General features: G+C 34.2%; 15 protein-coding genes. All 15 read left to right on the top strand.

Annotation, left to right across the window (positions count from 1 at the left end; all coding sequences use genetic code 11):
- Positions 1–34: 34 nt before the first annotated feature.
- The gene (locus E4100_RS07415; RefSeq protein WP_135271407.1) at positions 35–1,714 is read left to right on the top strand and encodes an acyl-CoA mutase large subunit family protein; all 1,680 of its coding nucleotides are present in this window, start codon (positions 35–37) and stop codon (positions 1,712–1,714) included.
- A 17-nt stretch (positions 1,715–1,731) separates the two neighbouring features.
- Positions 1,732–2,130, top strand: a complete 399-nt coding sequence (locus tag E4100_RS07410) for a cobalamin B12-binding domain-containing protein (protein WP_135271406.1) — start codon at positions 1,732–1,734, stop codon at positions 2,128–2,130.
- A gap of 11 nt (positions 2,131–2,141) precedes the next feature.
- The gene (meaB, locus tag E4100_RS07405; RefSeq protein WP_135271405.1) at positions 2,142–3,077 is read left to right on the top strand and encodes a methylmalonyl Co-A mutase-associated GTPase MeaB; all 936 of its coding nucleotides are present in this window, start codon (positions 2,142–2,144) and stop codon (positions 3,075–3,077) included.
- Positions 3,078–3,092: 15 nt separating this feature from the next.
- Positions 3,093–3,494 carry a methylmalonyl-CoA epimerase gene (gene mce, locus E4100_RS07400; protein WP_135271404.1) on the top strand — a complete coding sequence of 134 codons (402 nt, stop codon included), beginning with the start codon at positions 3,093–3,095 and terminating at the stop codon, positions 3,492–3,494.
- Positions 3,495–3,513: 19 nt separating this feature from the next.
- Positions 3,514–5,058, top strand: a complete 1,545-nt coding sequence (locus E4100_RS07395; protein WP_209315312.1) for an acyl-CoA carboxylase subunit beta — start codon at positions 3,514–3,516, stop codon at positions 5,056–5,058.
- Positions 5,059–5,069: 11 nt separating this feature from the next.
- Positions 5,070–5,432 (top strand): OadG family transporter subunit, encoded by a 363-nt coding sequence (locus tag E4100_RS07390; protein ID WP_135271402.1) that lies wholly within the window; start codon positions 5,070–5,072, stop codon positions 5,430–5,432.
- 15 nt (positions 5,433–5,447) lie between these two features.
- Positions 5,448–5,837, top strand: a complete 390-nt coding sequence (locus E4100_RS07385; protein ID WP_135271401.1) for a biotin/lipoyl-containing protein — start codon at positions 5,448–5,450, stop codon at positions 5,835–5,837.
- A 25-nt stretch (positions 5,838–5,862) separates the two neighbouring features.
- Positions 5,863–7,041 carry a sodium ion-translocating decarboxylase subunit beta gene (locus E4100_RS07380; protein ID WP_135271400.1) on the top strand — a complete coding sequence of 393 codons (1,179 nt, stop codon included), beginning with the start codon at positions 5,863–5,865 and terminating at the stop codon, positions 7,039–7,041.
- 86 nt (positions 7,042–7,127) lie between these two features.
- The gene (locus tag E4100_RS07375; protein ID WP_135271399.1) at positions 7,128–8,084 is read left to right on the top strand and encodes a P1 family peptidase; all 957 of its coding nucleotides are present in this window, start codon (positions 7,128–7,130) and stop codon (positions 8,082–8,084) included.
- 128 nt (positions 8,085–8,212) lie between these two features.
- Positions 8,213–8,959: an ECF transporter S component gene (locus E4100_RS07370; RefSeq protein WP_167792103.1), complete on the top strand. Its 747-nt coding sequence runs from the start codon at positions 8,213–8,215 to the stop codon at positions 8,957–8,959.
- A gap of 18 nt (positions 8,960–8,977) precedes the next feature.
- Positions 8,978–9,760 carry a type III pantothenate kinase gene (locus tag E4100_RS07365; protein WP_135271397.1) on the top strand — a complete coding sequence of 261 codons (783 nt, stop codon included), beginning with the start codon at positions 8,978–8,980 and terminating at the stop codon, positions 9,758–9,760.
- A 30-nt stretch (positions 9,761–9,790) separates the two neighbouring features.
- Positions 9,791–10,768 (top strand): tRNA dihydrouridine synthase DusB, encoded by a 978-nt coding sequence (gene dusB, locus E4100_RS07360; RefSeq protein ID WP_245196375.1) that lies wholly within the window; start codon positions 9,791–9,793, stop codon positions 10,766–10,768.
- A 139-nt stretch (positions 10,769–10,907) separates the two neighbouring features.
- The gene (greA, locus tag E4100_RS07355) at positions 10,908–11,384 is read left to right on the top strand and encodes a transcription elongation factor GreA (protein ID WP_135271396.1); all 477 of its coding nucleotides are present in this window, start codon (positions 10,908–10,910) and stop codon (positions 11,382–11,384) included.
- A gap of 62 nt (positions 11,385–11,446) precedes the next feature.
- Positions 11,447–12,895 carry a lysine--tRNA ligase gene (gene lysS, locus E4100_RS07350; RefSeq protein ID WP_135271480.1) on the top strand — a complete coding sequence of 483 codons (1,449 nt, stop codon included), beginning with the start codon at positions 11,447–11,449 and terminating at the stop codon, positions 12,893–12,895.
- 47 nt (positions 12,896–12,942) lie between these two features.
- Positions 12,943–14,154: a glycosyltransferase family 4 protein gene (locus E4100_RS07345; protein WP_135271395.1), complete on the top strand. Its 1,212-nt coding sequence runs from the start codon at positions 12,943–12,945 to the stop codon at positions 14,152–14,154.
- Positions 14,155–14,257 lie beyond the last annotated feature (103 nt).

The following is a 14,257-nucleotide window of genomic DNA, read 5'->3' as shown; positions in this document are numbered from 1 at the left end:
GCAATTGAAAGAGAAATTCGAGGGGGTCAATGAAATGTATGATAAAGATAAGTATGATAAAATATTATCTTCTTATCAGAAATGGGAAGAAAATAAAATCGTGAAGCTAATTGAGAAATTTCCTGAAAGAAAGAAAACATTTACAACAGGCTCAGGCGTTGAAGTAAAAAGGTTGTATACACCATTAGATACTAAAGACATGGATTACGAAGAAGAAATAGGCTATCCAGGGCAATACCCTTTTACAAGAGGAGTTCAACCGACAATGTATAGAGGAAGACTCTGGACGATGAGGCAATATGCAGGTTTTGCTACAGCAGAGGAATCAAATAAGAGATATAAATACTTACTAGAACAAGGGCAAACAGGTTTGAGCGTAGCTTTTGATCTTCCAACTCAGATTGGATATGATTCAGATCATCCACTTAGTGAAGGCGAAGTTGGTAAAGTTGGGGTTGCGATCGACTCATTAAAAGATATGGAAGTTTTATTTGATGGAATACCTTTAGATAAAGTAAGCACATCAATGACTATAAATGCACCTGCAAGTGTACTGTTGGCAATGTACATAGCAGTAGCAGAAAAGCAAGGAGTTTCATCTGACAAATTAAGAGGTACAATCCAAAATGATATATTAAAAGAGTATATTGCACGTGGGACATATATATTTCCACCAGAAGAGTCCATGAGACTTATCACAAACATATTTGAGTACTGCTCACAACACGTACCTCAATGGAATACTATAAGTATAAGTGGATATCACATAAGAGAAGCAGGGTCAACTGCTGCACAAGAAGTAGCATTTACATTGGCAGATGGGATAGCATACGTAGAAGCAGCTATAAACGCTGGTCTTGAAGTGGATGAATTTGCACCAAGGCTTTCATTTTTCTTTAATGCTCACAATGATTTGCTTGAAGAAGTTGCTAAATATAGAGCTGCAAGACGACTTTGGGCAAAGATAATGAAAGAAAGATTTAATGCTAAATCTGAAAAGTCAATGCAACTAAAATTCCACACGCAAACTGCAGGGTCTACTTTAACTGCTCAGCAGCCAGATAACAACATAGTTAGAGTTGCTATTCAAACATTAGCAGCTGTATTAGGTGGAACACAATCTCTTCATACAAATTCAAGAGATGAAGCTCTTGCATTGCCAACCGAAGATTCTGTAATGATTGCACTTAGGACTCAACAAATTGTAGCTTATGAATCAGGAGTAACAGAAACTATTGATCCATTAGCAGGTTCATATTATATAGAGAGTTTAACGGACAAGATAGAAAAAGAAGCTATGGAATATATAAGAAACATCGACAACTTAGGTGGAGCGACAAAAGCTATCGAAACTGGTTACATTCAAAAAGAAATTCAAAATTCTGCTTATAAATATCAGATGCAAATCGAAAGTGGAGAGAGGATAGTTGTAGGAGTCAATAAATTTAAAGTTGAAGAAGACCAAAAGAGAATTATATTAAAAGTTGATCCACAAGTAGAAATTGTACAAAAGAAGAAATTACAAAAATTACGTCAAGAAAGAGACAATATAAGAGTAAAGGAGACCATAGATATTTTGACACAAAAAGCTAGGACAGATGAAAATTTAATGCCTTATATCTTAGAGGCGGTAAAAGCCTATGCAACATTAGGAGAAATCTGTGGGGCATTAAGAGAAGTATTTGGAGAATACGAACAATCAGTCATTTTATAAGATTAGGAGGGAAACAAATGGAAAGACCTATAAGAGTTTTGGTTGCTAAGCCAGGCTTAGATGGCCATGATAGAGGGGCAAAAGTAATTGCTAGGGCTTTGAGAGATGCAGGTATGGAAGTTATTTATACTGGGTTAAGGCAGACTCCTGAACAAATTGTGGAAGCAGCAATCCAAGAAGATGTAGATGTAGTAGCAATGAGTATTTTATCAGGAGCTCATAACACTTTATTTCCAAAGGTTGTAAATCTATTGAGAGAAAGAGGAGTGACAGATAGACTGATAGTTGGAGGAGGAGTAATTCCTGAAGATGATATTCCGTTTTTAATCCAAACTGGTGTAGAAGCAATATTTACTCCAGGTACTAGCACAAAAGATGTTGTCGAATTTATAAAAACTCATGTAAAAAGACAATAGGCGGTGATTATTTGAACATTGAAGATAGGCTTTTAGCTGGTGATAAGATAGCCTGTGCAAGACTTATATCTATGCTTGAAAACAATGATAAAGAGGCTGAAGAAATTCTAAAGAAATTGTATCATAAAACAGGAAAGGCCTATATCATTGGTGTAACAGGCTCGCCTGGAGCAGGAAAATCAACATTGACAGATAAAATGGCTAAAAAACTTCGAGAAGCAGGTAAAAAAATAGGTATTCTTGCTATAGATCCAACTAGCCCTTTCACTGGAGGGGCAATACTAGGGGATAGGATCAGAATGACTGATTTAAGCTTAGATGAAGGCGTTTTTATTAGAAGCATGGGGACTAGAGGCAATCTAGGAGGGCTATCCAAAGCTACTTCTAGTGCAATAAAAGTATTAGACATTTTTGGCTGTGACTACATCTTTGTAGAAACAGTTGGCGTAGGTCAGTCTGAGATAGACATCGTTAAAATGGCAGATACAGTTCTGATGGTATTAGTTCCCAATATGGGAGATGACATACAAGCGATAAAAGCTGGTACAATGGAGATAGCTGATGTTTTTGCAATCAATAAATCTGATTTAGATGGGGCAGACAAGACGAAATTAGAGATAGAAATGAATTTGGATTTAAATGATAGCAAAGCTTTTAGACCTAAGGTAATAAAAGTATCAGCAATAAAAAATAAAGACATTGACACTCTTTTAGAAGCTATATTTGAACATAGAGATTATCAAATGAGAACAGGAAATTTTGATATTAGAAGAATAAACAATGCTAGACAAGAAATATTAGACTTAGCAAAAGAAGATCTGATTAACTTAATCATGAAAAAAGCAGTGGAGAATGATTTTTTAAATACTATTGTAAACGAAGTATATAAAAGAAAGCTTGATCCATATAGTGCAAAAGAAGAGCTTTTAAATTTATTATTAAACTGAGCTAGGAGGGTTTAGATGGTCAAAAAGATAGATCATATAGGGATAGCTGTAAAGGACATTGAAAAAGCAGTAGAGTTTTATGAACAAATTCTTGGAATTGAATGTACTGGGAGAGAAGTAGTTGAAGAACAAAAAGTAAAAGTAGCATTTTTACCTGTAGGAGACTCGGAAGTAGAATTGTTAGAATCAACTGATGAGGAAGGCCCAATAGCCAAATTTATTGAAAAAAAAGGAGAAGGTATCCAACATATTGCTTTTAGAGTGGATGACATTGAACAAACACTAAAAGAATTAAAAGACAAAGGAGTTCGTTTAATAGACGAAAAACCAAGATATGGTGCAGGTGGAGCAAAGATTGCATTTTTACATCCAAAGTCAACAAATGGCGTGCTAATAGAAATAAGCGAAAGAGAATAATCTCTATAGGAGGATAAAAATGAATGACAAAATAAATGAATTAATCAAAGAAAAAGAAAAAATAAAACTCGGTGGTGGAATTAAAAGGATAGAAAAACAACATAGCTCAGGTAAATTAACAGCACGTGAGAGAATCAATTTACTTTTAGATGAAAATAGTTTTATAGAAATAGATGCATTTGTTAAACACAGATCGACGAATTTTGACATGGAAAACGTAGATGCACCTGCCGATGGAGTTGTCACTGGATACGGTACAGTAGATGGAAGACTGGTATTTGTATATGCTCAAGATTTCACAGTTGTTGGTGGATCTTTAGGTGAAATGCATGCAAATAAAATTGTAAAAGTTCAAGACATGGCTCTAAAGATGGGGGCACCTATAGTTGGATTCAATGATTCGGGTGGTGCTAGAATTCAAGAAGGGGTCGATGCATTATCGGGATATGGGAAAATATTCTATAGAAATACAATAGCATCTGGAGTAATACCACAAATATCTGTAATCATGGGACCATGTGCAGGAGGAGCAGTGTATTCACCAGCTCTTACTGATTTTATCTTCATGACAGAAAAAACGAGTATGATGTTTATTACAGGGCCACAAGTAATAAAGTCAGTAACAGGTGAAGAGGTCACTCAAGAAGAACTAGGTGGTGCAATGACACACAATAGAACTAGTGGAGTTGCTCATTTTATGGATAAAACAGAAGAAGATACTATAAAGAGAGTTAGAGAATTGCTCTCATATTTACCTTCGAATAACTTAGAAATGCCACCTGTTGTAAGAACAGATGATGACATAAATCGTACGGATGAGATGTTAAATGATATAGTACCGGAAAATCCAAATAAACCATATGACATGAAAGAAATAATAAAATCGATTTCTGACGAAAATGAATTTTTCGAGGTACAACCTCTATATGCTGGGAATATAATTACCGGTTTTATAAGATTAAATGGAAAGACCATTGGTGTTATAGCAAATCAACCAAAAGTACTGGCAGGATGCTTAGATATAAATGCATCTGATAAAGCTGGAAGATTTATAAGAACTTGTGATGCCTACAATATCCCTTTGCTAAATTTAGTCGATGTACCTGGATTTTTACCTGGCACTAATCAAGAATACGGTGGAATAATAAGACACGGAGCTAAAATGCTATATGCTTATTCAGAGGCGACAGTGCCAAAGGTAACCTTAATAATCAGAAAAGCTTATGGTGGAGCTTACCTTGCAATGTGCAGCAAAGATCTAGGGGCAGATCAAGTATTTGCTTGGCCAACAGCTGAAATTGCAGTAATGGGGCCAGATGGTGCTGCTAATATAATATTTAAAAATGAAATTGCGAATTCTGGCGATCCTGTAAAAACAAGGATGGAAAAAATTGAGGAATACAGGAATACTGTAGCGAATCCATCTATTGCTGCTCAAAGAGGATTTGTCGATGATATAATAGTTCCAAGCCATACTAGACCAAGGTTGATTAGCGCATTTGATATGCTTGAGAGTAAGAGAGAAAACAGGCCAAGCAAAAAACACGGCAATTTGCCTGTATAGGAGGTCGAAAAATGAGCGATAACATAACTATTGGAGAATCATTAATTGTTACTGTTACTAGTATGGTGGCTGTGTTTTTAATACTTATCTTGATATCTTTTCTGATAGATAGATTAAAAGCTATTGGCAATAATGACAATTCAAAGAGAAAAATTGAAACTGTAAAAATTGAAACTAAGCAAAGTGATTTAGACATCAAAACAGATACAAATGAGTTAAATGAAGAGATGATAGCAGCAATCGCAGCTGCGATAGCTTTTGTGACAGATAGCAAAGTCGAAGATATACAAATAAGGACAATAAAAAGAATACCCCCAGATATTAGTGACTGGAAAAGAGTGGGGCAATTAGAACAAATTTTCAACAAAATATAGACTGGAGGATAGAAAATGAGAAAATTTAAAATAAATGTAAATGGACAAAGTTATGAAGTTGAAGTAGAGGAAATAGGCTCTAATGAGAATCAAGTATCTCAATCAGCCACAGTTAAAAAGCCGATTGAAAAGCAAATAGAAAAATCACAACCTAAAAAGGAAGTTGCAGAAGAAATAAAACCACAGCAAGGGCAAGAAATTGTTGAGGCACCAATGCCAGGAAATATATGGAAGGTAGTGGCTCAAGAAGGGCAACAAATAAAAGCAGGTGATATCATATTAATTCTAGAAGCTATGAAAATGGAAAACGAAATATTAGCTCCACGTGATGGTAAATTAGTAAAAATGATAGCTAAAGAAGGAAGCACAGTAAATACTGGAGATAAGTTAGCAATAATAGAATAGAGCTACATCAGAAAGGGTGAAAGAAATGACTGCAACTGTAGTGGTTGATTTTTTGAATAGCACTGGTTTTGCTATGATGTCTTTTGGAAGCATAATAATGATAATTATTTCACTAGTTCTCTTATATTTAGCTATTGCTAAAGGTTTTGAACCCTTATTATTAATACCGATTGCTTTTGGAATGCTATTAGCTAATCTACCAGGTGCTGACATGATGAAAGAACCTGTTGTTGAGATTATTAGAGATCCAAATACAGGAGAGTTAGTAAGCCACACAAAAGAATATGGGGGCTTATTGTACTATTTATACCAAGGAGTTAAATTAGGTATTTATCCTCCATTAATATTTTTAGGAATTGGAGCAATGACAGATTTTGGTCCTCTTATAGCAAATCCAAAATCAATCCTTCTTGGGGCGGCAGCACAGTTTGGAATATTTGCAACTTTCATTGGAGCAGTATTGATGGGGTTTCCTGGAGCTGAAGCAGCTAGTATAGCGATAATTGGTGGAGCAGACGGACCAACTGCTTTATATCTTACATCAAAATTGGCACCTCAACTATTAGGTCCAATTGCTGTTGCTGCTTATTCATATATGGCATTAGTTCCAATCATTCAACCTCCTATTATGAAAGCCCTTACAACTAAGGAAGAAAGATCTGTTGTAATGGAACAATTAAGACCTGTTTCGAAGAAAGAAAAAATAATTTTCCCAATAATGGTAACATTAGTTGTTTCATTGCTTCTGCCATCTGCTGCAACATTAGTAGGTATGTTAATGCTAGGAAATTTATTCAGAGAGTCAGGAATGACAGATAGGCTTTCTAAAACAGCACAAAATGAAATGATAAACATAGTGACAATACTTTTAGGAACAACTGTTGGTGCAACAGCAAGTGCAGAAAATTTTTGGAATCTAAAAACTCTCGGGATATTAGCACTTGGACTTGTAGCTTTTTCAATAGGTACAGCATCAGGTGTGATTTTTGGCAAAATAATGTACAAAGTATCCGGTGGAAAAGTAAATCCATTGATCGGCTCAGCAGGAGTATCAGCTGTACCTATGGCAGCTAGAGTATCTCAAAAAGTAGGTCAAGAAGAAAACCCTAGAAATTTTTTACTTATGCATGCGATGGGGCCAAATGTAGCAGGAGTAATTGGTTCTGCTATTGCAGCTGGTATGCTTTTAATGTTTTTTAGTTAAAACAAGCCATCAGAGCCATAACTTTGATGGCTTGTTAATAGTTTTGGGTAATAATAAATAATAAATAAATAATAGGAGATGTAAACATGTACAGCGGATATATAACTGATGTAGATGGTATAAAAGTAGGGCATATGCATTCAGAAGAAGGCATGACAGGAGTAACGGTTGTCATTAGCGAACAAGGAGCAACTGGGGGCGTAGATGTTAGAGGGAGTGCCCCTGGGACGAGAGAAACGGATTTATTTAGACCAGATAAGACAGTAGAAAAAATAAATGCAATAGTATTAGCAGGAGGATCAGCTTTTGGGCTAGATGCAGCATCAGGTGTAATGGAATTTTTAGAAAAAAAAGGAATTGGGCTTGACGTTGGTTTTACGAAAGTACCCATAGTAGCATCTGCGGTAATATTCGATTTAAATCTTGGAAATCACACTATAAGGCCAGATAAAGAAATGGGGTACAAAGCATGCGAAAATGCGACTTCAAACGAAAACAAGCAAGGTAATATTGGATGTGGGATGGGTGCTAGTGTTGGTAAAATATTGGGCTTTAATAATGCTATGAAATCCGGAATAGGTAGCGCTTCTATGAAAGTAGGAGATTTGGTAATTTCAGCTCTTATCTGTGTAAACAGTTTAGGAGATATTTATGAAGGAACTGAAGAAATTGCAGGAGTATATGATTATAATGAAAACAAATTATTAAATACAGTTGAAATAATGCAAAAAGGTTATATTAACAATTCAGTAACTCACACTAATACTACCATAGGTGTAGTAGCTACCAATGCAAAACTAAACAAAGCATATGCGAATAAGTTAGCGGAAACATCACATAATGGTTATGCTAAAGCAATAAATCCTGTTCATACTATGTATGATGGCGATACGATTTTTGCATTAGCAACAAATGAAATCGAAGCTGATTTGAATTTAGTGTTTACATTAGGTGCTGAGGTAACAAGAAGAGCAATAGTTAACGCAATTTTAAATGCGGAAAGCATAAAGGGATTAAAAGCTTATAGAGATATAATAAATTAATATTGAATTATCTAACCAAAATATGTATAATTGTTTTGTTAATAAGCTGACATCTTATTGAGTCAGACTAAATAATTAATTTTGGCATATCGACTGGTATCCAAAAGGAACTAGAGCGGAGGGGTAAAGTGAAAAAGAGTAAATCTGTAAATGTAAGAAAGTTGACAGTAATAGGGGTATTAGGTGCTATATCCATAGTATTAGGCATGACACCATTGGGATTCATTCCCGTGGGACCAACTAAAGCTACAGTAATGCACATACCCGTAATAATCGGCGCAATATTAGAAGGTCCTGTGGTAGGGGCATTAGTTGGACTTATCTTTGGGCTTTTTAGTATTTATCAAGCAATAACTGCGCCCACACCTGTTAGCCCATTTTTTTTAAATCCATTAGTTTCTGTACTCCCAAGAATTTTAATAGGAATAACTTCATATTATAGTTATCGTTTATTTAATAAAATTGGGAATAAAAAGACGATATGGATCATGGATATAATATGGAGTGCTATAATTGTTTATTTAGCTCATGGATTATATTTAAACATAGTCAACTATACTACTGTATGGGAAATTTTAATTAATATAATCTTAATTGCATTGACTGGTATCATGATATATATGACGACTAAAAAGTTTAAAGGAAAGTCAATAGATGTATTAGTAAGCGCAGTAATAGGTACACTGACAAACACTGTATTAGTGCTATCGATGATATATTTAATCTACGGAGAGCAATTCGTAGAATCTTTAGGACAAGATACACAATTTGTAGGTAGAGTGATAGCAGGTATTGGAGTTGCTAATGGCATTCCAGAGACAATAATTGCTGCAATTGTAGTATCGAGTGTAGTTTCGGCAGTAAAACGAAAATAATAACTAGAAGGTGAAAACTTGTTATTAGTAATTGATGTTGGCAATACAAACATTGTGTTTGGGGTATATGATGGGAAGAAATTAATATACGATAGAAGAATAGCAACAGACAAAGAGAAGACATCTGATGAGTATGGAATGCTATTTGACCAGTTTTTTAAACATGATAATATCGAAATAGAAGATATTGATGACATAATAATATCTTCTGTAGTTCCAACTTTGATGCACACTTTGCCTGCGATGACTCAAAGGTATTTCAATATAGTACCTATAGTAATAGGACCAGGTGTGAAGACTGGCATGAATATAAAATATGACAACCCTAGGGAAGTTGGGGCAGACAGAATAGTAAATGCAGTTGCCGCATACGAAAAATACGGTGGGCCAGTGATTATTGTAGATTTTGGCACAGCTAATACTTTTTGTTATGTCAATAAAGAAGGAGAATACTTGGGTGGAGTTATAACACCTGGTATAAGCATTTCTGCTGAGGCCTTATTTTTAAGGACCGCTAAGCTACCTAAGGTAGAAATTACAAAGCCTGAAAAAGTTATTGGCAAAAATACCATCACAAGCATTCAATCTGGCTTAATTTACGGGTTTGCTGGTATGATTGATTATATAATTGATAAAATGATAGAAGAAATGAATCAGTCAAAGGAAGATGTAATGGTAGTAGCAACTGGAGGATTTTCTAATTTAATTTCTGCTGAAACGAAGAATATAAAAGTTGTAGATAAATATCTTACATTAGAAGGATTAAGGATAATATACGAAAGAAACAAGGTAAGTAACTAATGGTTACTTACCTTATTTGATAGGAGGTGAGTGTTAATTATTGGCAATATCAATATAGAATCTAAAGCTTTTTTAGCACCAATGGCAGGATATACAGATTTAACTTTTAGAAAGATTGCAAGAAAATTAGGTGCTGGATTAGTAACAAGCGAAATGGTTAGTGCAAAGGGAATGTATTACAATGATAAAAAAACATTTGAATTAACAATGACTGATGAATCTGAAAGGCCATTTGCTATTCAAATTTTTGGCTCTGACCCTGATATAATGGCTTATGTAGTTGAAACAAAGCTAAACGAAAGAGATGATTTTGACATAGTTGACATAAATATGGGATGCCCTGCACCAAAAATTGTTAAAAATAATGAGGGCAGTGCATTGATGAACGATATGAAATTAAGCTACAATATTGTAAAAAAAATAGTAGATATTTCTAACAAACCAGTTACAGTAAAAATAAGAATGGGATGGGATAAATACAATATAAATGGTGTAGATTTTGCAAAAATGCTGGAGCAAGCTGGCGCAAGTGCAGTTACTGTCCATGCTAGGACCAGAGAGATGTTTTATTCTGGCAAAGCCGACATTGATTTCATAAGAAAAGTTAAAGAGAGCATTTCAATCCCTGTAATAGGAAATGGAGATATAACAACTCCAGAAGATGCTATATCAGTATTGGAAAGAACTAATTGTGACTATGTTGCAGTGGGTAGAGCTGCGATAGGGAATCCATGGATATTTTTAAATATCAACGAAGCTTTATCGCAAAAGGAAATTACAAAGCCAACATCAGAAATGATAATTAATATGGCTATTTTTCATCTAAATGAGCTATGTAAAACAAAAGGAGAAAGAATTGGTGTGAACGAAATGCGAAAGCATATACATGGATACATCAAAGGACTAACAAATTCAAAAAATGTTAGAGAACAAATAAACACTATAAATTCAAAGACAGAAGTTGTCTCTATTCTAAATGATTATTTATACAGGTTAAAATCATCCTAATGCAATTAAGATTGTTTATAGCTTGACAACTAATTTACGCTTGATTATAATAGTTTGCATACAAAGTTAGAAATATTCAGATAGAATTTCAACTAATACTGACAATAAATGTATTAATTAAATCAAAGGAGAGAGTTTAATGACCGAAAAGGAAGTATTTCTGACCCCAGAAGGATTAGAAAAATTGGAAATGGAATTAGAAGAAGCTAAAGTAGTTAAGAGAAAAGAGGTAGCAGACCGTATAAAACAAGCTCTTGCTTTTGGAGACATAAGTGAAAATGCCGAATATGATCAAGCTAAAAATGAGCAAGCAAAATTAGAAGAGAGGATAGCAAAACTTGAAGCAATGCTCAGAAATGCGGTAATTATAGATGATGATGAAATATCTACTGATATAGTGTCAATAGGTTCTAGAGTTACTGTTTTAGACTTAGAATTCAATGAAGAATTGGAATATACAATAGTTGGATCGGCAGAAGCGGATCCTTTTGAAGGAAAGATATCCAATGAATCTCCTATGGGCAAAGCATTACTAGGTAGAAAAGTTGGAGATACTGTTAATGTACAGGCACCTGATGGGACAATCAAATACAAAATAAAAGCAATTATGAGATAATATAACCATATAAAAGACAAGGGGGACTTAAATTGGATAATAACGAGCAAAATTTGAATGAAATGCTAAAAATCAGGAGAGAAAAATTAACTAAACTAATGGAAAGCGGCAAGAACCCTTATTTAATTGAAAAATACGATTACACTCATCATAGTGACGAGATAAAAGATAAATATGATGAGTTGGAAGGTAAGAGAGTAAGTGTAGCCGGAAGATTGATGTCTAGAAGAGGTCATGGAAAAGTTACGTTTTTTGACTTACAAGATAGCAATGGAAAGATACAGCTTTTTGCTAAAAAAGATGTACTTGGTGAAGAAGGATATGAAGATTTAGAGTTTCTTGACATAGGAGATATAATTGGGGCAGAAGGCATTGTATTTAAGACCCAAACAGGAGAAGTTTCAATTAGAACTGAAAAGATAACATTGCTATCTAAATCACTTCAAATACTACCTGAAAAATTCCACGGATTAAAAGACCAAGAGCTTAGATATAGACAAAGATACGTAGATTTAATCGTTAATCCTGAAGTCAAAGACACTTTTATACTAAGAAGTAAAATAATAAAAGCCGTAAAAGAATTTTTAGACAATAAGGGATTTCTAGAAGTAGAAACTCCTATACTCAGTACTATTGCTGGGGGAGCTAATGCAAGACCTTTTGTAACTCATCACAATGCATTGGATATAGACATGTACTTAAGGATAGCAAATGAACTATATTTAAAGAGGTTAATAGTAGGTGGATTTGAAAAAGTTTATGAAATGGGGAAAATGTTCAGAAATGAAGGAATGGATCAAAGACATAACCCTGAATTCACTAGCATAGAATTCTATCAAGCATATGCAGATTATGAAGACATGATTAAACTTACTGAAGAACTATTTTCATATGTTGCTATGAAGACATTGGGGACAACTGTAATAAATTATCAAGGCACTGAAATAGATCTAACCCCTCCTTGGGATAGGATGGACATGGCTGAAGCGGTTAAGAAATACACAGGGGTTGACTTTAGTCTGATAGAAACAGATGAAGAAGCTAGAAAAGTTGCAAGGGAAAAAGGACTAGAAGTTGACGACAAAATGACTAGGGGTATGATTATATCAGAAATGTTCGAAGAATTCGTTGAAGAACATTTAGTTCAGCCTACATTTATCACAGGTCATCCTGTAGATATATCACCACTAGCTAAGAGAAACCCTAAAGATCCAAGAATAACAAATAGATTCGAAGCATTTATAAACACTTGGGAGATTGCAAATGCATTTTCTGAGTTGAATGATCCTATAGATCAAAGAGAGAGATTTGAAGAGCAAGTAAGGCAGAAAGAATCTGGAGATGATGAAGCTCATCCAATGGATACTGATTTTATAAATGCAATTGAAGTAGGATTGCCTCCAACAGGTGGAGAAGGCATTGGAATAGATAGAATGATAATGTTATTAACAAATCAAGCAAGTATAAGGGATGTAATACTATTCCCTACTATGAAACCAATAGAGGAATAAAATTAATATTGCGGCCAAGTAGCCGCAATATTTTATAGGTGAGAAAAATGAAAATACTTCACATTCTAGCTCAGTTTCCAGGGGAAACGGGCAGTGGAATTTATGTTAATTCCCTTATCAATGAAGGAAAGAAGAAAAATCATCAACAAGGACTAATAGCTGCAATACAAGAGGGATTAATATATGAAAATAATTCGCTAAATTATTTGAACTTGGTCAGATTCAATACTAAAGAAATACCTTTTAAAATAGTAGGTATGAGCGATATAATGCCATATCCAAGCACCACCTATAAAGAATTAGATAAGAAAATGTTATCTGATTGGATGAATGCCTTTGAAAAATCTATAATAGATGCATTAAACAATTTTAATCCTGATGTAATTATATCGCATCACCTTTGGATTTTAACATCATTAGTATGCAGGCTTAAATCAAACCAAAAAGTTATTGGGATATGTCACGGCACTGATATAAGACAGATGTACTACAATCCTGATTACAGGGAATTTGTTGTCGAAGGGTGTCGGAAATTAGATTTTGTACTAACTCTTTCTAGCCAAGAAAAATTTGAAGTACATGATATGTATAATATCCCAAAAGATAAGATAGAAGTAATAGGAGCGGGATACAATAGTGAATACTTTTATCCTCCTGATGCGCGACCCTCTAATGAGTCCATAAAGATAATATATGCAGGGAAATTGAGTAACAGTAAAGGTGTACCTCATTTAATAATGGCTTTTAGAAATTTGAAAGATAAATATGAAATAGACCTCTCGTTGGCTGGAAATGGATCAGGGGAAGAAAAAGAAAATATATTGAAAATGGCTAATGAAAACAAAGTTCGATATCTTGGAAATCTAAGTCAAAAAAATTTGGGAGAAGTGTTTAGAAAATCTCACATATTTGTGCTTCCTTCCTTTTATGAAGGATTGGGTTTAGTTACAATAGAAGCTTTAGCCTGCGGACTTAGAGCTGTAGTTACAAATCACTCTGGAATAAAAGAATATTTAGGAGAAGAAATAAACAAAAGTGGAATGATTGAATACGTAGATTTACCACCAATGTCAAGTGTAGATGTTGTTTCTGAAGAAGGAGAAATTATTTTCATTAAATCACTTGAAAAAGGTATAGAAAGTATGATTAAAAAAGTATTAGAAGGGTATAATAATTTTACCGCAATAGATAATAATTTAAAACAACTATCGTGGGAACATTTATTTATCAAACTTGAAAAGATTTTACAAAAACTTTAAAAAAATTTAAAAAAGGTATTGACACAAGATATTGAAAGATGTTATACTAACAAAGTCGCTGAAAGAGCGGCAATGAACCAAGAAAACTAAACAGTGTGAAACT

This window comes from Soehngenia longivitae, from assembly GCF_004684055.1.
GTDB lineage: Bacteria > Bacillota > Clostridia > Tissierellales > Tissierellaceae > Soehngenia > Soehngenia longivitae.
This window is presented reverse-complemented; position numbering and strand designations above follow the sequence as displayed.

What these genes read in the sequence shown, in the direction of transcription:
- E4100_RS07415 (WP_135271407.1), top strand. Translation starts at nt 35, where the DNA reads ATGTATGATAAAGATAAGTATGATAAAATATTATCTTCTTATCAGAAA.
- E4100_RS07410 (WP_135271406.1), top strand. Translation starts at nt 1,732, where the DNA reads ATGGAAAGACCTATAAGAGTTTTGGTTGCTAAGCCAGGCTTAGATGGC.
- mce (WP_135271404.1), top strand. Translation starts at nt 3,093, where the DNA reads ATGGTCAAAAAGATAGATCATATAGGGATAGCTGTAAAGGACATTGAA.
- E4100_RS07395 (WP_209315312.1), top strand. Translation starts at nt 3,514, where the DNA reads ATGAATGACAAAATAAATGAATTAATCAAAGAAAAAGAAAAAATAAAA.
- E4100_RS07390 (WP_135271402.1), top strand. Translation starts at nt 5,070, where the DNA reads ATGAGCGATAACATAACTATTGGAGAATCATTAATTGTTACTGTTACT.
- E4100_RS07385 (WP_135271401.1), top strand. Translation starts at nt 5,448, where the DNA reads ATGAGAAAATTTAAAATAAATGTAAATGGACAAAGTTATGAAGTTGAA.
- E4100_RS07380 (WP_135271400.1), top strand. Translation starts at nt 5,863, where the DNA reads ATGACTGCAACTGTAGTGGTTGATTTTTTGAATAGCACTGGTTTTGCT.
- E4100_RS07375 (WP_135271399.1), top strand. Translation starts at nt 7,128, where the DNA reads ATGTACAGCGGATATATAACTGATGTAGATGGTATAAAAGTAGGGCAT.
- greA (WP_135271396.1), top strand. Translation starts at nt 10,908, where the DNA reads ATGACCGAAAAGGAAGTATTTCTGACCCCAGAAGGATTAGAAAAATTG.
- lysS (WP_135271480.1), top strand. Translation starts at nt 11,447, where the DNA reads ATGCTAAAAATCAGGAGAGAAAAATTAACTAAACTAATGGAAAGCGGC.
- E4100_RS07345 (WP_135271395.1), top strand. Translation starts at nt 12,943, where the DNA reads ATGAAAATACTTCACATTCTAGCTCAGTTTCCAGGGGAAACGGGCAGT.